Raw genomic sequence first — 18,881 nt, forward strand, 5'->3', positions numbered from 1 at the left:
TCATATAAATTAGAAATACAACAATTAAATCATTGACTTAGATGCTTTGCAAAATTACTTTAGAAAGTTTTTCCATTTCATCTTTAATTAGATCATCATTAGGATACATAATTCCTCGATTGGATTTATAATCAAATTTTAATCTATCAAAAATTCCAGCACGAGGCGTATTAAACATAAATCGTGCGGGATGTCCACAAGCCAAGGAAACTGCACAGGCATGAACACGATCTGATACTACAAACTCTGCCGACTTAATCACTTCCAAATAAGATATTGGGTTAAAGCTAATAAAAGAATTCGGCAATGCAAAATTAATATGATTAAATTTAGTATTAAGGTTTTGTATTAGTCTTACAATTTTTCGACCACTCACCTCTTCTTGCTGAGGCAGTCTATAATTTAAATGACGAGAATATTTATATGGTAAATGATATAAATTCGACCTATGCTCTACATTTAAATTTTCTATATTAAAATCACCATTATTTGTAAAATTTGGTTCATTCTCAGTATAGAAACTACTAACAAAAAATGGTTTATCTAACTTAAATGTATCCAGTTCAATGGTTTTATCTACCAAAAATGCAGTACAGATTCCATTATATGCATTTGGAACATACTCCTTAAAATTATTATATGTTTCAACATCTCTAGTTGAAAATAATAAAGGTGGATATTGTCTTAAAAATGTACCAATTTCAACAATTTCACTTGATGTTAAAGCCGTACCTGACACACTAATAAAAGCATATTGTGCCCCCCTTTCCTTTAATTTTTTAATTGCTAAACCATAGTGAGGAATTAAGCTTTTGAGCATTGGCCCAGAAAAAATATGCACATCTGCTGCCTGCCAATCCAGCAAATTTAATGCATTGTTTTTCTGTTGTTCATCAGATAATCTAAATGCACGTTGAATAGGCCCTTCACCCATAACTAAACGAGCTTGTGGATATAATTTCTTTAGTAAATAAAATAATGAGTATTGGTACCACCCATCACCAATATTATTCCATGTGGAATTTTCTACTAAAATTTTCATGCCAGTGTCTTCCTATAAATAAAATTTGCCATCAACATTAAAAAAAACATATCAAATTTCAGTCATTCCAAGCCAATTAAACTTATTAACTATTTTTTAACAACTTAAATAAAAATTTATATAAAAATAACAAAAGACAATAAGCAAAAATAGCCTGCCACAAGCCTCTTAAAAGAAAATCAATAATTCCCATTAAACTATCACCATTAAACAACATAAATATTGGTTGTAATAATAAGATGGACATCACACTTAATACAACTCGATAATTATTTTTCTTATATAAGACCCTAAAACTTAGCGCATCTATAAGAGAAAATAAAAAAGGTGAAAAGATAATTAAAATTACATAAAAAAACAATCCTGATAAATTTAATCCTGATACAGCTACTGAACCCAGCTTAAAACCACCAATTCCTCCTTGTCCTGCCAAACTATATATCCAGTCTCCATAAGAATATATATAATTACTTTTATTAAAGTCATTAGTAAAAATGTTAATTAGTGGTTGTGGTAGTAAAGATACAGTCTTGTCATAAAAAAATTGATTAATTTCAAAATATTTATCAAAAGATATATCTTTTGAATAAAAAAGCATATTATCATCAAATTTAATAGTAACAAGTCTCGCCAAAAAATCATTATTTAAATAAAACTCATTATAACTACTAAAATTCACATTAGCATTTACACCAATATCAGACTTACTTATTTCTCCAGAATGCATATTCAGTAAGATATTAAATGTTTCAATTACCAAGCCAAAGCCATTAATATCAGACCGTAATGAACGTGCTTGAAGAATTGCTCCCGACACAAGGCCTAAAAAATTAAATAATGCAACCATTGGTATAATTAATGCTAATCCTATCACTAATCTTTGTTTGGTAATTTTAATTCTATTACAATAAATCAAATAAAATAAAATAAAAATAAAAAATAATGCAAAATTCGCAAATGTTCCTCTTGAGTTCTTCATAATCCCAAGAATAACCAATGCAATAAAATACAAACCTATTACATAAAAATAATAACTTTGACTTCTTTTATTATTTTCAATTCCCTGATAAAAATAAACCAATGGCAGCATAGTAAAAAAACTAAATATCGCCAAAAACTTCCCACCGACATCACCTATTTCCACATCATTAACACCACCAAAATAAATAGCGAAAAAAGATAAAGATGTAAGTAGTAGAACAAAGCCACCTGATACATCCTGAAATAAAATTAATTTATTTTTAAATATATCATTAATTGATAATTGCAACCGTTTAAACGGTTTTGAATTAACATATATAAAATGTCCTAAAATTAAACTACAAAGCATTACTCCAGTATATAAAAAAACCATATAAGACATTTGCAAATTAAAACTAACGGGTGTCAAATATAAAGTTTGAAATATTAAAGGCCCCAATTGAGTTGACAATATTACACTTGCAACAATTAATAATGATAAAAAATAGCCCTTACAAAGAGTTTGCTTTATATATAAAATACCTAAAATTGATAAAAACCATGTAATTAAAGTACTTAAAACATTCTGATATGTAAAATCAATAAAGAACTGCACAATAGCAAAAATACTTACAAACAAAACAATATTTAAACTATTTTTTTTAATATTCATTTCACCGCACCATTACAGATATTTTTATAGAAATCATAAGTTTGATTATCAAAATAATTTTTACTAAAACAATGAACTTCTCGATTAGCTAACAATGTTAGTATATTAAAATATTGATATTCACCATGTTGAAAACATGGCAACATATTTAACTGTTCATTATAAATAGAAATTTCATATCCCAATACAATATAATGTGTTGAAATCTCATTATCAAATACATTATCCTCATAAAAATGTTCAAATACACCTAAAAATTTGGCACCTGAACGAGTAATGTCTGATTCTATACCCAATTCTTCCTGTAATATTCGTACAAATGCCTGATCCAAAGTTTCATCTTTACGTATACGACCACCTGGAACAAACCAATAATCTTTGGCTGGTGCATTCAACCTTTTACCCAATAACACTTCACCATTTTCATTCCGAACGACCAAATCAATTGAAATTAATGGTGTATTGGCAATTACTGCTTTAAAAGTATCATCATCCAGCCACATATATTAGGCCCTTACTGTTTCAATATTTTCTAAATACCATTGATATGCATCTTTCAAACCTTCTTCCAAAGTGATAGAAGCTTTCCAGCCTAAACTTTCTAAACGACTTATATTCATAAGCTTACGTGGTGTACCATCTGGTTTAGTCGCATCAAAAGTAAGTTTACCATTAAAGCCTGTTACTCTTGCAACCGTTTCAGCAAGTTCACGAATTGTGCAATCCACACCTGTACCTACGTTAATATGACTTAGCATAGGCTGAGTATTGGCTTTTAAAACGGTATCATTCAATTCCATTACATAAACACTTGCCGCAGCCATATCATCAACATGAAGAAATTCCCGCATAGGTTTACCACTACCCCAAATCACAACTTCTTCTGTATTTTCCTTAACTGCTTCATGAAAACGCCTTAACAATGCTGGAATAACGTGACTATTTTCTGCATGAAAATTATCGTGTGGGCCGTATAAGTTGGTTGGCATAACACTACGATAATCTCGTCCGTATTGACGGTTGTAACTTTCACACAACTTAATCCCAGCAATTTTAGCAATCGCATAGGGTTCGTTAGTTGATTCCAATATACCTGTTAACAATTCCGTTTCTTTGATTGGTTGCTGTGCAAATTTAGGGTAAATACAAGATGACCCCAAAAACATTAACTTTTGCACATCATTTTGATGTGCAGCATGAATAATGTTAGCTTCAATCATTAAATTTTGATAAATAAAATCTGCCGGAAAAGTATTATTTGCATGAATTCCACCTACTTTAGCCGCAGCCAAATAAACTTGATCAATTTGGTTATTGATAAAGAATTCATTCACAGCAGCCTGATTACACAAATCTAGCTCAGCATGAGTTGCTGTAATAATATTTTGATAACCTTTTGCCTGCAACAGGCGTACAATGGCAGAACCCACCATACCCCGATGTCCAGCAACAAAAACTCTTTGTTCCAGATCAATTGTCATCATTAATGCTCCAGAGAAACTGACACATCATGGCCATGTGCTTTTAATAATGCAAAACGTTGAGCTTCTTTTAAATCCTCTGCCACCATTTCAGCGCACATTTCCTGTACTGTAATTTCAGGCACCCAGCCTAATTTTTCTTTAGCTTTGCTTGGATCACCCAATAATGTTTCTACTTCTGCTGGTCGAAAATATCGTGGATCTACCGCAACAATAACATCTCCAACTTTCACAGCAGGAGCTTTGTCACCTTCAACCTTAATGACAGTTCCTTTTTCATCTATTCCCTGACCAGTGAATTCAAGCGTAATTCCCAATTCAGCAGCTGACCATGTAATAAACTGACGAACACTATATTGTACGCCAGTAGCAATAACAAAATCTTCTGGTTGTTCCTGTTGTAACATCATCCATTGCATACGAACATAGTCTTTAGCATGTCCCCAATCACGCAAGGAATCAAGATTCCCCATATAAAGAGATTGATCCAACCCTTGAGCAATATTAGCTAAGCCTCGGGTAATTTTACGAGTAACAAAGGTTTCTCCTCGACGAGGGGACTCATGATTAAATAAAATACCGTTGCAAGCGTACATACCATAAGCTTCACGATAATTCACTGCAATCCAGTACGCATATAATTTAGCAACTGCATAAGGAGATCGTGGATAAAAAGGTGTGGTTTCTTTTTGTGGAATTTCTTGTACCAAGCCATATAATTCAGAAGTTGAAGCCTGATAAAATTTTGTTTTCTTTTCCAATCCAAGAAATCTTATTGCTTCCAGTAAACGCAAAGTACCTATTGCGTCAACATCAGCGGTATATTCTGGAGACTCAAACGACACCGCAACATGAGATTGTGCTCCTAAATTGTATACCTCATCTGGCTGTATTTCAGCAAGAATACGCGTTAGGTTAGAGGTATCAGTTAAATCTCCATAATGTAACTTTAATCTAGCATGTTCAATATGTGGATCCTGATAAATATGATCAATTCGCTGAGTATTAAACAATGATGAACGACGTTTAATACCATGTACTTCATAGCCTTTGGCTAATAGAAACTCTGCCAGATAAGAACCATCCTGACCTGTAATACCTGTGATTAATGCTTTTTTCATAACTACACCAAAATAAAATAGTCAACTTCCGATTAAATCATTTCTAAAAAATTATTAATAAATATTTTTAGAATCGAATAAATTTTAGTTATCTCCAAAAATATCTCTTGTAAATACTTTATCCACCACATCTGACAAATCAGAAACTAAACGGTTGGCTACAATAATATCAGCATTTTGTTTAAATAATTTTAAATCCCTCACCACTGGAGAACCAAAAAATTCCTCTTGCTGTAATACGGGCTCATAAACAATAATTTCTATACCTTTCGCCTTTAAGCGTTTCATAATGCCTTGTATGGCACTTTGTCTAAAGTTGTCCGAACCCACCTTCATAACCAAACGATAAATACCCACCACCTTCGGATGTTTTTGTAAAATTTGTGCTGCAATAAAGTCTTTACGTGTAGTATTTGACTGGATAATGGCGCTAATCAAATTCTGTGGAACATCACTATAATTCGCAAGTAATTGTTTAGTATCCTTTGGCAAACAATATCCACCATAACCAAATGAAGGGTTATTATAATGTGTGCCGATGCGAGGATCCAAACCGATAGCTTGAATAATATCCTTGGAATTTAGGTCACGCGCTGCACAATACGTATCTAATTCATTAAAATAAGCTACACGCATTGCCAAATAAGTATTTGAAAACAATTTAACCGCTTCAGCTTCTACAGCATCCATTAATAGAATGTCAACATTGGGCTTTAAACAGCTTTCCTTAAACAAATTACCTATTTTCCGCCCTATTTCAGACTGGTCACCCACCACAATACGTGACGGATATAAGTTATCGTATAAAGCTTTACCTTCACGCAAAAATTCCGGAGAAAAAATAATCTTAAGTTGAGGAAATTGTGATTGGACTTTCTGGGTAAAACCAACAGGAATGGTTGATTTAATCACAATAATAGCGTGGCTTTGAACATTGGCTAAATCTTGAAGAACTTGTTCAATCGAACTAGTATCAAAATAATTGCTTATTTCATCATAATTAGTTGGGGTTGCAATAATCACCACTTCTGCATTTTGATATGCTTCATTTTGATCTCGTGTTGCTTTAAAATCTGTGACTTGTTTTAAATACTGCTCAATCAAATCATCCTGAATAGGAGAGTCTTTTTTGTTCAACTGATCAATACGTTTTTGATCAATATCTAATGCTATCACTTGATGCTGTTGACTAAACAACATTGCATTGGATAATCCTACATAACCCGTGCCCACGACAGTAATCTTCACATATCCTCCAAAAATTCCACATAAAAATAGAAGTTTATAAATTACATATCCTATATTCAGTCATATAATAACTCATATCTTTAAGTCATACTTTACTTCTACTATACTATTAGATATTTTTGGATTTATAAAATCACAAACTTTATATCTAAACACATTATTACAGAATAGGTCACACTCAAATAAAAATAGTATTAGCGATATCGCTTTGCATCCAATTAACCATCCTAAGCAATTATAGAGAAAATATAAATTTGTTTAAGCTACAAATCCTAACCATTTGCTTTTCAAACAACAATACCTATTTGTTGTGATTTCTTATCTTATGCAAAAATTTGCTTTAGCATTTTAAATTTCATTATACATTTACAATAAAACTCATTACTATGCAGTTTATCCTTGTATAATTGTCACGCTTAAAGCTAAAAATTAGATGGGTCAACCTGTGAAGTTAAAACATTCTTTCTTAATAATATCCTTAGCCTTGTTAAGTTCTGGTTGTGCCACCATGTCTGGCTTTCAAACTTATAATCTTCCGGAACAAGGTACAGTCCAAACTGACTTAGGTACCTCTGTAGAAGTTATTCCTATTAATCAGCAGAGTTTAAACCACATTCAGCAAACTGCTTTCCCTCAATCTAATTACCAATTATTATCCACACTTTTTCAAGCTCCTGAAAAGCTCTATAAACTCTCGGCAGGTGATGTGCTTTCTATTCAATTGTGGGCCTATCCGGAAATTACTCCGCTAAATTCCACAGTTAATAGTGACCAAGCAGCAATATCATCAGGTTATCGTATTGATCAATCAGGCAATATTTACTTTCCTCTAGTAGGTACAATTAAAGCTGCCGGTAAATCCGTTACCCAATTTAATCAAGAATTAAGCCGCCGTTTGGCAAGTTATCTTAAACATCCTGACGCTGTTGTTCGAGTTATTTCCTATCAGGGACAACCTTTTTCTGTTGTCGGCTATGTCAACAAAAGTGGACAATTTTATTTAAACGACCAGCCCATCAGTATTTATGCTGCTATCGGTATGGCTGGTGGTATGTCAATGGATAATAGTTTGATTGGTGGTGATAATGCATCGATTCAGTTAATCCGTAATGGTATAACTTATAATTTAAACCCTGTTCAATTAGAAAAAATAGGGCTGTCTTTACAACGACTCTATGTACAACCTCATGACACAATTTATGTCAATTCACGAGAGAGTCAAAAAGTTTATGTTATGGGTGAAGCAACTAAAACACAGTCCATTCCATTACGCGTACAAGGAATGACCTTAAGTGATGTATTGGGAGAAAGTGCAGGAATCAACCCACTATCTGCCAGTGCAAAACGTATTTATATTTTACGCACCGATCCGGCACATAAAACTACACAGCTTTATCACATGGATTTAAGTAATATTGCCGACTTTGGCCTAGCCAATCAATTTGCAATGAGTAGTAATGATATTGTTTATGTCGATGCAACCGGTTTAACACGTTGGCAACGTGTGGTTAATCAAATTATTCCATTCTCTAATGCACTGTATAACGTTGATCGTCTGGGTAATTAATGCATGAATTTTAATAATGTATTGGTGATTTGTGCGGGAAATATTTGCCGAAGCCCGATGGCAGAGGTATTGCTCAAACAGCACTTTCCAAATTTGCAAGTTAACTCGGCAGGTTTGGTTGCCATGGTAGACCATCCAGCCGATGAAAAATCACAACTTTGTATGCAACGTCTTGGCATAGATCTTTCCAACCATCGAGCGAAACAGATTACAGCTGAAGACGTTAAACAGGTGGATGTGGTACTTACCATGAGTACCCAACAGCAAAAGCACCTTGAACAACTGTTTCCTTTTAGTAAAGGTAAAGTATTTCGTCTAGGACACTGGCAAAATAAAGACATTAGCGACCCCTATCAAAAGCCTCAGGAAGCATTTGATCAGGCGTGCCAACTTATCCAGACATTTATCCAAGATTGGGAAAAATTTTTTAAGGTGTAATCATTAATGAGCAATTCAATAAATCAAAATACTGAAGATACCATTGATTTAAAAGAACTTTTCTTTTCATTATTGGCACAATGGAAGCTGATTATCTTATGTACATTACTCAGTATGATTTGTGCATTACTTTATTTAAGAGTTACCCCTAATACCTATTCTGTCGATGCAATGGTTCAAGTTGAAACATCTAAAGGTGGAGCAAATGCAGCCCTTTTAGGAGAGCAACTTTCCAGTATTATGTCAGATTCAGGTTTGGGAGGAATGCAACTGGCTCAGGCTGAAATTGCCATTTTACAGTCTCGCCTGGTTTTAGGCAGTACTATTAAAGAACTAAATTTAGATATTCGAATATCACCGACTGATGAATCATTATGGACAAGATTAGTTAGCCCTATTGAGTTTAAAACCAATTACAATTCAACTGGAGTATCAATTCACCAGAATCAAAACAGTTTTGAAATTCGTAAATTTAATGTTCCCCAAAACTATCTGGATAAATCTTTATTATTGAATTTTAACGGCAATACCTTTAGCCTAGTTGATCAAGATACCAATCAAATTGTTTATCAGGGTAATTTAAATCAACCTGCAAGTATTGGTGCATGGCAAATCAGTATTGATGCAAAGACAACACCTCAACAAAGCTATTTGATTACAAAAAATACCTTACCAACTGCAGTAAACAATATCCTAAGTAATTTCTCAGCCGCAGAACGAGGTAAACAAACCGGTGTACTTGGATTAAATTACCAAGGGACGGATAAAGCACATATTACCAAGGTCCTCAACGTGATTCTGGCAACCTACAAACAACAGAATGTTGATCGTAGCTCTGCTGAAAAAGAACAGACCTTAAATTTTTTGCAAAAACAATTGCCTGAATTAAAAAAAGAGCTGGATGATTCGGAACGTGCTTTTAATAAATTCCGTGAACAATATAATACGGTTGATGTTAATCAGGAATCTCAACTGTATTTACAACAAAGTATCGAACTGGAAACACAAAAAATTCAGCTAGAGCAAAAGCTGGCAGAATTGGCATCTCAATACACCGAACAACATCCAATGATGCAGGAAATTAATGCACAACTTGGATCAATCAGCAAAAAAATCAATGAGCTCAATGGTACGTTAAAACGCTTACCCGAAGTACAACGACAATACTTACAGTACTACCGTGATGTAGAAGTGAAAAACCAGCTATACACCAACTTACTGAACACCTACCAGACCATGAACGTGGCCAAGGCCGGTGAAATTGGTAATGTACGTATTGTTGATACTGCGGTTGAACCAGTTAAACCAATACAACCAAAAAAATCCCAAGTACTTTTATTATCCATATTCCTTGGTGGCTTTATTGGCATCCTATTTGCTCTGTTACGTAATATAATACGTTCTGGAGTACGGGATAGCTCACAAATTGAAACTGAGCTGGATTTACCAGTATATGGTGCAATTCCACGTTCTGAATATCAACCGTCCAAAATTAAAAAACGTAAAACATTACCTGTCCTTGCCATTACACATAGCGATGATATGGCAGTAGAAAGCCTACGTAGTGTTCGTACAACCTTATTATTTACGCTGGCTCAAGCCAAAAATAATGTTTTGATGATTACCAGTTCTGCACCGAATGCAGGTAAGTCATTTATTTCTGCCAATCTTGCAGCATTATTGGCGCAAAATGGTAAACGCATATTGATCATGGATTTAGACTTACGCCGCGGTTATATGCATAAATATTTTAAAAATAATAACCAACAAGGTCTATCTGATGTTCTGCTTAAGCAGCTTCCAGTGGAACAGGTGATTTCCTCTACGGATCAAGAAAATCTTGATCTTCTTCCACGTGGTGAGCATCCAAGTAATCCATCTGAACTATTAAATAGTGAACGTTTTGCACAGCTTATGCAGCAATTGCAGAGTCAGTATGACTATATCGTATTGGACACGCCTCCTGTATTGGCTGTAACTGACAGTATGGTTTTATCTAAGTACAGTGGTGTAAATCTGGTCATTGCACGTTATGGTCAAACACCGTTGAAAGAGCTTGAACTGGTGAAAAAACGCTTTGAAAATACTGGTGCTCAGATTAATGGTGTCATCCTGAACGATATTGAAGTTCAGACCTCTGGTTATGGTTACGGCTATAGCTATGCTTATAAATACAATACTGACAAGAAAAAGTCTTAATCTTTAAGCATTTTCCAGCCTCTTATTTCTTAGGGAGTAAGAGGTTTTTTATTAAAATACATTTCAACAAAAATATTTGCGAAGTTAAAAAGAGAAGATCAAATTGCAACATAAGGTTTTCCAAAGCGTATGACAATAACTTCTCTTTTCTTAGATAAACAAACTAGAAATATGATAAAAAACACTAATTACAGATAATTTTTTGTTTAAGTTCATGAAATAATTTTAATTTTTGAGCTAATCTTAATCCAGTTCTTTCGCCATAAGATCAAAAGCATAGATTTTTACAATCAAAATAAAAAGTTGATACTACGTTAGATGATTCCACTTCCTTAAGTAAGACTCGGATTTTCAATAAACATTCTGAAAATATCTTTATTAATTCACTTGAATCTCTTTACCACGCTGATAACCATCAACAAAATATTCCAGTCGGGTAATAATCCAATCTAAATCCTGTCGATCGCTGCCTTGATATGCCTGTTCAATTCGTTCAATCACTTGCTGGATTTCTATCAGACTGAATTGTTTTTCAAAAGATTTTACAATACGCTCGTGTGAGGTTTCCTGAACCTTATCTTGTTCAATCAATAACTCTTCATATAATTTTTCACCTGGGCGTAATCCTGTAAATTGAATTTCGATATCTCCATCATCATCGGCATGTTGTTTTAATTTCAAGCCGCTTAGCGCAATCATTTGTGCGGCCAAATCTTTAATTTTTACCGAGTCGCCCATATCCAGCAAGAATACATCACCACCCTCACCCATAGCACCAGCCTGAATCACCAGTAAGGCAGCCTCAGGAATTGTCATAAAATAACGTGTCACTTCTGGATGAGTAACAGTAATTGGCCCGCCTTTGGCAATTTGTTGCTTAAATAAAGGGACGACTGAACCAGAAGACCCCAATACATTGCCAAAACGCACAATGCTAATTTTAGTGGTCGGTTGCTGAGCAGCAATTGCTTGACAATAGAGTTCTGCCAGACGTTTTGATGCGCCCATGATATTGGTTGGTCGCACAGCCTTATCGGTTGAAATCAATACAAAAGTTTCAACATGCGCAGCTACTGCTGCATTTAAACTTTTTGCGGTTCCAGCACTGTTATTTCTTAATCCTTCCAGAGGATTGGCCTCAACCAATGGCACATGCTTATAAGCTGCGGCATGATAAACCGTTTGTACCGCATATTGTTGCATGATGCGATATTGCTTTTTTTGATTAAACACCGAACCCAGAACCGGTACAATTTTAATCTGGGTTAAGCCACGTAGTTCCTTATCAATGCTATATAAGGAAAATTCTGACATCTCAAATAAAATCAACATTTGAGGTTGTTGACGAATAATCTGACGACATAACTCTGAACCAATGGAGCCACCTGCACCAGTGACCATAACCACTTTCTGATCAATGTTTCTGGCTAAAAGTTCAGGTACTGGTGGAACGGGCTCACGTCCCAGCAAGTCAATAATATCAACTTCCTTAATGTCTGAAATTTTTAAATGGCCATCGACCAACTGACTAAAACTTGGTACTTCCCGAACTTTAACCCCCAACGGTTCCAGATGTTTAATGATTTCATTTTTTCGTTTTTTAGCAATGGTTGGCATAGCCAATAAAACTTCATTAAATTGATGCCGTTTTTGTAAGAGTTCCAGTTGATATGGCGAATAAACTTTTAAACCTTCAACAGTTAAACCATGTAGATTAGGATTGTCATCCAGAAAGCATACAGGAATATGATCTTTGGAAAGATTTAATGCTACAGCCATTTGTCTGCCGGCATCTCCGGCACCATAAATCACCACACGGGCTTTGGGAATATGACTATACAATGCATTATTCACCACAATACGAATGATGGCACGGCTAGTCCACACCCAACCAAACATCAATGCAGCGAAGATGATTGGAATACTCATGGGTACAAAAGCAATTCTAGTTTTGGCCACAACATACAGGCACAGCATGGTAATCAATGTCGCCGCTGCCAGTCTCAGAATAAAATTTTCATTAAAACTGCGAATTACAGCATGGTAAATTCCCATAAGCCATAGACTACCCACCGCAATCAACATCACCAATAATGGCCAGAAATCAAGGCCGGTCATCACACCGACTTTCAGATCAAATAAACGAATGACATAAGCAGCCCACATTAAGACAGGTAATACACATAAATCCAGCACTAACAGCAGTAATTTTTTATAACTACGCCGCATGGATGAAAAATAGTTCAAGGTAGATTTAAACATGTATGTCCTGATGGCTATATTTAAAGAAGAACGATTCCGAAACTCTATGCTGTTGTCGTAATGCGTTGAATCACTTGCTGGATTGCATTGACTGTATCCTGCATATTTTCAGTGGTTAATGTTGGATGAACCAGAAACATCAAACTGGTTTCACCCAGTTGCTTGGCATGTGGCAAACGTTGTTTTGGCCGCCATGTAGTCCAATCAAATGCATGTTCAAGATAAACTTCCGAACATGAGCCACTAAAGCATGGCACACCTAATGCATTAATTTCCTGCATAATTCGATCACGATCCCATCCTTCAGGCAATGCTTCCGAGTTCACTTGCACATAACATTTATAATAGGCATGAACATAGTCAGCATTTGGCTGATGTATTATGAAATATGGCGAGTCTGCAAATGCCTGAAAAATCTGCTGAGCATAGGCATATCGTTGTGCAGTCCATTGTGGCATGTTCTGTAATTGAATTCGTCCAATAACAGCCTGCATTTCCATCATGCGCCAGTTGGTCCCAAAACTGTCATGTAACCAGCGAAATCCCGGTGCATGTTGTTTATGATAAACACTATCAAAATTTTTGCCGTGATCTTTATACGACCACATTTTTTTCCATAATGCTTCATTATTGGTGGTGACCATACCGCCTTCGCCACCAGTGGTCATAATTTTATCCTGACAAAATGACCATGCACCAATATGACCAATTGAACCTGCACTACGACCTCTATATTGTGCACCATGTGCCTGCGCACAATCTTCGATTACATATAGGCCTTTTTCTTCAGCCAGTTGCATAATTGGATCCATATCACACATCCAGCCAGCCAGATGTACACAGATGATGGCTTTGGTATTTGTGGTTAAGACCGCTTCAATACTGGCTCGGGAGATTACTTGTGAGTCGAGCTCTACGTCAGCAAAAACAGGATTAGCACCTGCCATCACGATAGAACTTGCTGAAGCCAGAAAAGTTCGTGATGTCACAATGACATCATCACCTGTACCGATTTTTAAAGCCTTGAGTGCCAAATCTAATGCCACAGTCCCATTTGCAACAGCCACAGCGTGTTGTGTACCAACATAAGCAGCAAATTCCTGTTCAAACTTGCGACATTCCTGTCCTGTCCAGTAATTGACTTTATTTGACAATAATACTCGGGACACCGCATCAGCTTCTTGTTGAGTAAAGCTTGGCCATGTTGCAAAGGCAGTATTTAACATAAGTTTAATCCTGAATTATCTATTGTTTGTATTTAAAATACGTGCCGGATTACCGACCACAGTCACACCAGCCGGGACATTTTTGGTGACCACAGCGCCCATACCAATCACAGCGCCCTGCCCAATACATAACGGCTGCTCAGTTGTACCCTGTTTAATCATAGCACCGGCACCAATGTAAACATGATCGGCAATATGAACATTACCATTACACTTTACACCAGGAGCAAAAGTCACAAAGTCACCGATAACACAATCATGCTCCACATAACTATATAAATTCGCATGAAAGCAGCATCCAATTCGGACATTACTACCAATCGTCACAAATGGGCTCAATGCTGCACCCGCAGCAATTTCAACCTGATCCATCACCACATTGAGATTTGCCTGTACGGTCCAGAGCTGCATACCATCCTGCTGGATTTTTGCTGCCAGTTTCTCTCGTACCTGACTATTGGCAATCGCAATCAATACGTATTTTTGCTGCACTTCAAGTGCCTGAAATGCGCTATAGTTTAATGCAGGATGGCCATTAATCATGGTCAACTCGTTCAAGGCATCATCTATAAAATAAATCTGTGATTGAATACTCAGTCGTGTCAATTGCTCCCGTGCAATTGGCATTAAGCTACGTCCACAACCCGATGCACCAAACACCGCATAAATGGCTGGGGCTGACATTAGTTCTGATCCTGTTGGTGATTACCAGTGAACTTGCTCATAGTCACTTCACCTTCAGCGTGAATATCATCTTTGGAAATGACTTTTTTCACAGTTTTTAGCATGATTTTGAAATCTAACCATAAGGATTGATGCTCGATATACCAAGTATCGAGCTGAAATTTTTTATCCCAACTAATCGCATTACGCCCATTCACTTGCGCATATCCAGTAATCCCCGGACGTACATCATGGCGTTTGGCTTGTTCAGCGTTATATAAAGGTAAATATTCCATCAATAAGGGGCGTGGGCCAACAATACTCATTTCACCTTTTAGCACATTCCATAATTCAGGTAATTCATCCAGACTGGTGGCGCGTAACATTTTACCAAATGCAGTTAGACGCTCGCTGTCCGGTAGAGGATGGCCCTGTGCATCTACAGCATCTTTCATGGTACGAAATTTAATCATTTCAAAAGGTTGACCATGTAATCCCGGACGTTGCTGGCGAAATAATACTGGTGAGCCAAGATTTTTTTTCACTTTATAAGCCACAACTGCATAAACAGGAGATAACAACACCAGTGCGGTACCAGAAATGACAATATCCAGACAACGTTTCATCATTTGATGACTCCCATTTCCTGTAGCATGTGTGTGTTGACCTGCTCAACATCATATTTGCTTAAAGCCAGATGCCGTGCGGCCTGACCCATTTGTGAGATCAATTGTGGAGCTTCAATCAATTTTGTCATGGCATCTACCAATGCATCGACAGATTTTACTGGTACCAAATAGCCATTTTCACCGTCTTTTACAGTTTCCCGACAGCCGGGAGCATCTGTGGTAATGATCGCTCTTCCCATTGCCATTGCTTCCAGTACAGTACGTGGTGTCCCTTCACGATAGGATGGCAAGACATACACTGAACTTTCTGCAATTGCGGGACGGACATCGTTTAATTTGCCCCAGAATTTAAGCCGATCCTCTGCAATCCATTGATTCAGTTCTTCTTGGGAAATGGCTGTTGGATTATCATCAATCCAGCCAACCAGATGAAACTCAACTTCAGGATATCGGCTTTTAATGATTTTAGCCGCTTGTGCATATTCCCGTATGCCTTTATCAATCAATAAACGGGCAATTAATAAAAATGCAGCTTTGGGTTGTTGCTGGGCATTAAGAGGCAATGGCAGTACGTCAAATTGTTTAACGCTCACACCAGAACCGTTTACCACCACCGTTGGCGTATATGCATTTAATAATTTTAATTTTTGAAATAATGCTTGATCATCCGGATTCTGGAAAAATACTTTGTGGCTATGCTTTAAAGCCCTTCGATATAAACCATAGACAATTTTTTGAAATGTAGAAATTTTTCTGCCTTCTTCAACACCACTAAATGCGTAGCCTAAACCGGTAATCAGTGCAAAGCGTTGGCGTACTTTAGCCAGGGTTGCAGCCAGCATACCGTAAATCACAGGCTTAATGGTATAAGCCAGCACCACATCGGGCTGAATAGTTTTAATGCAATGATATAATGCGTTGAGTGTTTTTAAATCCTGCAAGGGGTTGGTTCCCGCACGCTGCATTGGCACCTGATGCAAATGATAGCCAAGATTGTTCAGGGTTTGCTGATCCTGCGAATAATCAGCCAAATCAGGTGCAATCACATGCACTTCATAGCCCTGATTGGCAATCGCTTCCAGTAGTTTTCCCCGAAAATTAATCACCGAAGGAAAATAGCTACAAATCATCAAAAACTTCATCAAAGACTTTCCCATAATGTCAAATAATGCTGACTCACTTGCGAGAGTGCAAAACGTTGCTCAATCTGTTGTCGTGCTGCCAATTTTAACTGTTTTTTCTCCTGATCAGGTAAATTCAGGTAAGTGATGATTGCATTTTTGAGTTGTTCGGGTTGGCGTGATGCAACAATCCAGCCGATATCCTGTACGATATTCGTGGCATCTCCCACATCAGTACTAATACAAGGTACACCGCTTGCCATGGCTTCAATCAATACGGTAGGTAAACCTTCTGTAATAGAGGTCATTAAAAACACATCAACACTTTGATAAAAACTTGCCATATCCCTAACTTGATCAAGTAACTCAAGTTGATGCGGATTAATCTGCAAGGCCTTAATCCATTGTTGAATATCTGGATTATTAAAGTTAGCCCCCTTACCTGCAATACGAAATTTCAATGGCTGATCTTGCAACAAGGCAATGGTTTCAAATAAATATTGATAACCTTTGGCTGCATGATAACGTCCGGCAAAACCAATCGTAATCGGACTATGCAATGTTTCATTGATTTGAAATTGTTCGATCTGAATACCATTGGCGATCACCATTTGTTTTGGATGACGAAAACCATACACTTTATGCTGCTCCAATGCAGAATGTGCACAATACACAATGGCATCACAATGTTTGGTCAGTGCCCGACTCATACGCAATGAAATTTTAGTACTTAGCGATTCGTCTTTGGGTGAGGTTAAAGAATGATGAATGCCCCATACCAATTTCGGTTTATCTTTTAAACCTTTACAAGCCAATGTAGATAACACATTGGCATGATACATCCAGCCCTGTACAACATCTGGCTGATATTTTTGAATTAAATTTTTGAGCTGTTTAATCACAGACAGGGTATTGATACCATTCCAGTGTAATGCCGTCACCTGTCGACATTGTGCCGCTGCCTGTGCAAAGGTATCATCCACATCATTGATCAATGCCACAATTGCATGTTCGCAATCCGAACGGGATAAAATCAGGCGCGACAACATCATTTCAGCACCGCCAATGGCATGAAAATTCGGAATCACATGCAGAATTTTCATGCTGTGGCTCCTGAGCAAAGTTGTTGAATTTCTTGTTCATATTGCAAAGTAATACTGTCCTGACCAAAACGCTGTGCTAATGTGGTCAAATCTATTTGTGGAGCGGATGTATGTTGTAATTTTTTCAGCATTTCTGCTGCTAATGCTGCCACATCATCAACCGGTACCAAACTTCCGAATTGTCCATCCTGCAAAATTTCTCTTGGGCCATAAGGACAATCTGTACTGATAACTTGTGTACCACACAATAAGGCTTCGATTAACACAGTTGGTAAACCTTCCGTTCTGGAACTCAACACAAATAGATTAGCCGCGGCCATCCATTGATACGGATTATCACTAAAACCAAGTAAGGCAATATCTTGGGCATAGGCACTGCTTTGGATTTGTGTTTCAAGCTCAGTACGTTTTTCTCCCTCACCGATAATCACTAAACGACAAGCTTGCTGCGCACGTACACGTTCAAAAGCAGCAATCAATAAGGGAAAGTTTTTGACCTCAACCAAACGCCCTGCGCCTAAAATCAGTGGAATTCCACAATTTACCCAAGGATGGTTCAACGGAATATTTTTTTTACTGAAAATTTTATCAAAATCCATAGGATTATAAATGGTCTGTATCTGCTGAGGTGACAATTGCAACTGCTGAGCCAAATCATCTGCCACACCATGAGATACTGCAATAATTCGATCCGCAAAAGGATAACAACGTTGCATCAACATCGGTACCAGCTTGCCTGTTCCCCTTAAACTTTCTAATACTGCACTTAATGTTCCATGTTCAGTAATCATGGTTTTCGGACGTTTACCCTTTAAACAGCGACATGCCATAATTGCCATAATATTGATGTAATTCAAAGCCGAAATTAAAACATCAGGACGATGACGTTTTAATTGTTGATACAGCTTGACAGGGGCCAATAAGGTACGACGAACGCCCAAATCAATGACATGAATTCTATGATCAATATCTTGTAAAAATGGCCCAACAGCCTGAATAAAGATAAAATCAATATGATAGCCTTTCGCTGCTAACTGATTGGCTAATGCAATCGTCACTCGTTCTGCACCACCGCCTTGCGCAGAGCGCATCAAAAACGTAATTCTAATTTTTTGGGTATTGGTCTGTGTGATTGTACTTGTTGTCAT

At 36.8% G+C, this 18,881-nt stretch carries 16 protein-coding genes; 3 read left to right on the plus strand and 13 right to left on the minus strand.

Going from position 1 to position 18,881, the window contains the following annotated elements; all coding sequences use genetic code 11:
* Positions 1-37: 37 nt before the first annotated feature.
* The 6 genes from F4V57_RS10575 to F4V57_RS10600 form a co-directional block, all read right to left on the minus strand.
* On the minus strand, positions 38-1,042 hold the full coding sequence (locus F4V57_RS10575) for a polysaccharide pyruvyl transferase family protein (protein ID WP_070069292.1): 1,005 nt from the start codon (positions 1,040-1,042) through the stop codon (positions 38-40).
* Between the two features lie 85 nt (positions 1,043-1,127).
* Positions 1,128-2,675 carry a hypothetical protein gene (locus F4V57_RS10580; RefSeq protein WP_070069293.1) on the minus strand — a complete coding sequence of 516 codons (1,548 nt, stop codon included), beginning with the start codon at positions 2,673-2,675 and terminating at the stop codon, positions 1,128-1,130.
* Positions 2,672-3,178, minus strand: a complete 507-nt coding sequence (locus F4V57_RS10585; RefSeq protein ID WP_070069294.1) for a GDP-mannose mannosyl hydrolase — start codon at positions 3,176-3,178, stop codon at positions 2,672-2,674. The genes F4V57_RS10580 and F4V57_RS10585 overlap by 4 nt, the downstream gene beginning before the upstream one ends.
* Positions 3,179-3,181: 3 nt before the next feature.
* The gene (gene fcl, locus F4V57_RS10590) at positions 3,182-4,159 is read right to left on the minus strand and encodes a GDP-L-fucose synthase (protein WP_319822796.1); all 978 of its coding nucleotides are present in this window, start codon (positions 4,157-4,159) and stop codon (positions 3,182-3,184) included.
* The gene (gene gmd, locus F4V57_RS10595) at positions 4,159-5,277 is read right to left on the minus strand and encodes a GDP-mannose 4,6-dehydratase (protein WP_070069295.1); all 1,119 of its coding nucleotides are present in this window, start codon (positions 5,275-5,277) and stop codon (positions 4,159-4,161) included. Before gmd ends, fcl begins: the two co-directional genes overlap by 1 nt.
* Positions 5,278-5,361: 84 nt before the next feature.
* Complete coding sequence (locus F4V57_RS10600; RefSeq protein WP_070069296.1) at positions 5,362-6,525, minus strand: nucleotide sugar dehydrogenase; 1,164 nt, start codon at positions 6,523-6,525, stop codon at positions 5,362-5,364.
* Between the two features lie 445 nt (positions 6,526-6,970).
* On the opposite strand from F4V57_RS10600, the gene F4V57_RS10605 reads away from it, so the two are divergent.
* From F4V57_RS10605 to F4V57_RS10615, 3 genes are read left to right on the plus strand one after another with little or no spacing between them, the layout of a single operon-like run.
* Positions 6,971-8,092, plus strand: coding sequence for a polysaccharide biosynthesis/export family protein (locus tag F4V57_RS10605; protein ID WP_406564515.1), 1,122 nt, complete (start codon positions 6,971-6,973; stop codon positions 8,090-8,092).
* 3 nt (positions 8,093-8,095) lie between these two features.
* On the plus strand, positions 8,096-8,530 hold the full coding sequence (locus F4V57_RS10610; protein WP_070069298.1) for a low molecular weight protein-tyrosine-phosphatase: 435 nt from the start codon (positions 8,096-8,098) through the stop codon (positions 8,528-8,530).
* Between the two features lie 6 nt (positions 8,531-8,536).
* A complete protein-coding gene (locus F4V57_RS10615; RefSeq protein ID WP_070069299.1) occupies positions 8,537-10,729 on the plus strand; it encodes a polysaccharide biosynthesis tyrosine autokinase in 2,193 nt (730 codons plus the stop codon).
* 378 nt (positions 10,730-11,107) lie between these two features.
* Here F4V57_RS10615 and F4V57_RS10620 read toward each other — a convergent pair whose 3' ends face one another.
* From F4V57_RS10620 to F4V57_RS10650, 7 genes are read right to left on the minus strand one after another with little or no spacing between them, the layout of a single operon-like run.
* Positions 11,108-12,991 (minus strand): polysaccharide biosynthesis protein, encoded by a 1,884-nt coding sequence (locus tag F4V57_RS10620; RefSeq protein ID WP_070069300.1) that lies wholly within the window; start codon positions 12,989-12,991, stop codon positions 11,108-11,110.
* Between the two features lie 44 nt (positions 12,992-13,035).
* Positions 13,036-14,217, minus strand: coding sequence for a DegT/DnrJ/EryC1/StrS family aminotransferase (locus F4V57_RS10625; RefSeq protein ID WP_070069301.1), 1,182 nt, complete (start codon positions 14,215-14,217; stop codon positions 13,036-13,038).
* 15 nt (positions 14,218-14,232) lie between these two features.
* Positions 14,233-14,901: an acetyltransferase gene (locus tag F4V57_RS10630; RefSeq protein WP_070069302.1), complete on the minus strand. Its 669-nt coding sequence runs from the start codon at positions 14,899-14,901 to the stop codon at positions 14,233-14,235.
* On the minus strand, positions 14,901-15,509 hold the full coding sequence (locus F4V57_RS10635; protein ID WP_070069303.1) for a sugar transferase: 609 nt from the start codon (positions 15,507-15,509) through the stop codon (positions 14,901-14,903). The genes F4V57_RS10630 and F4V57_RS10635 overlap by 1 nt, the downstream gene beginning before the upstream one ends.
* Positions 15,506-16,651, minus strand: coding sequence for a glycosyltransferase family 4 protein (locus tag F4V57_RS10640; RefSeq protein WP_070069304.1), 1,146 nt, complete (start codon positions 16,649-16,651; stop codon positions 15,506-15,508). Before F4V57_RS10640 ends, F4V57_RS10635 begins: the two co-directional genes overlap by 4 nt.
* Positions 16,651-17,733, minus strand: a complete 1,083-nt coding sequence (locus tag F4V57_RS10645; protein WP_070069305.1) for a glycosyltransferase — start codon at positions 17,731-17,733, stop codon at positions 16,651-16,653. The genes F4V57_RS10640 and F4V57_RS10645 overlap by 1 nt, the downstream gene beginning before the upstream one ends.
* Positions 17,730-18,881 (minus strand): glycosyltransferase, encoded by a 1,152-nt coding sequence (locus tag F4V57_RS10650; protein ID WP_070069427.1) that lies wholly within the window; start codon positions 18,879-18,881, stop codon positions 17,730-17,732. The genes F4V57_RS10645 and F4V57_RS10650 overlap by 4 nt, the downstream gene beginning before the upstream one ends.

Origin of the sequence: Acinetobacter qingfengensis (genome assembly GCF_008693185.1) — a bacterium.
Classification (GTDB): domain Bacteria; phylum Pseudomonadota; class Gammaproteobacteria; order Pseudomonadales; family Moraxellaceae; genus Acinetobacter; species Acinetobacter qingfengensis.

Excerpts from the sequence above, each read along its gene's own strand:
- F4V57_RS10575 (WP_070069292.1), bottom strand. The coding sequence starts at position 1,042 with ATGAAAATTTTAGTAGAAAATTCCACATGGAATAATATTGGTGATGGG.
- F4V57_RS10580 (WP_070069293.1), bottom strand. The coding sequence starts at position 2,675 with ATGAATATTAAAAAAAATAGTTTAAATATTGTTTTGTTTGTAAGTATT.
- F4V57_RS10585 (WP_070069294.1), bottom strand. The coding sequence starts at position 3,178 with ATGTGGCTGGATGATGATACTTTTAAAGCAGTAATTGCCAATACACCA.
- fcl (WP_319822796.1), bottom strand. The coding sequence starts at position 4,159 with ATGATGACAATTGATCTGGAACAAAGAGTTTTTGTTGCTGGACATCGG.
- gmd (WP_070069295.1), bottom strand. The coding sequence starts at position 5,277 with ATGAAAAAAGCATTAATCACAGGTATTACAGGTCAGGATGGTTCTTAT.
- F4V57_RS10610 (WP_070069298.1), top strand. The coding sequence starts at position 8,096 with ATGAATTTTAATAATGTATTGGTGATTTGTGCGGGAAATATTTGCCGA.
- F4V57_RS10615 (WP_070069299.1), top strand. The coding sequence starts at position 8,537 with ATGAGCAATTCAATAAATCAAAATACTGAAGATACCATTGATTTAAAA.
- F4V57_RS10620 (WP_070069300.1), bottom strand. The coding sequence starts at position 12,991 with ATGTTTAAATCTACCTTGAACTATTTTTCATCCATGCGGCGTAGTTAT.
- F4V57_RS10625 (WP_070069301.1), bottom strand. The coding sequence starts at position 14,217 with ATGTTAAATACTGCCTTTGCAACATGGCCAAGCTTTACTCAACAAGAA.
- F4V57_RS10630 (WP_070069302.1), bottom strand. The coding sequence starts at position 14,901 with ATGTCAGCCCCAGCCATTTATGCGGTGTTTGGTGCATCGGGTTGTGGA.
- F4V57_RS10635 (WP_070069303.1), bottom strand. The coding sequence starts at position 15,509 with ATGATGAAACGTTGTCTGGATATTGTCATTTCTGGTACCGCACTGGTG.
- F4V57_RS10640 (WP_070069304.1), bottom strand. The coding sequence starts at position 16,651 with ATGAAGTTTTTGATGATTTGTAGCTATTTTCCTTCGGTGATTAATTTT.
- F4V57_RS10645 (WP_070069305.1), bottom strand. The coding sequence starts at position 17,733 with ATGAAAATTCTGCATGTGATTCCGAATTTTCATGCCATTGGCGGTGCT.
- F4V57_RS10650 (WP_070069427.1), bottom strand. The coding sequence starts at position 18,881 with ATGACAACAAGTACAATCACACAGACCAATACCCAAAAAATTAGAATT.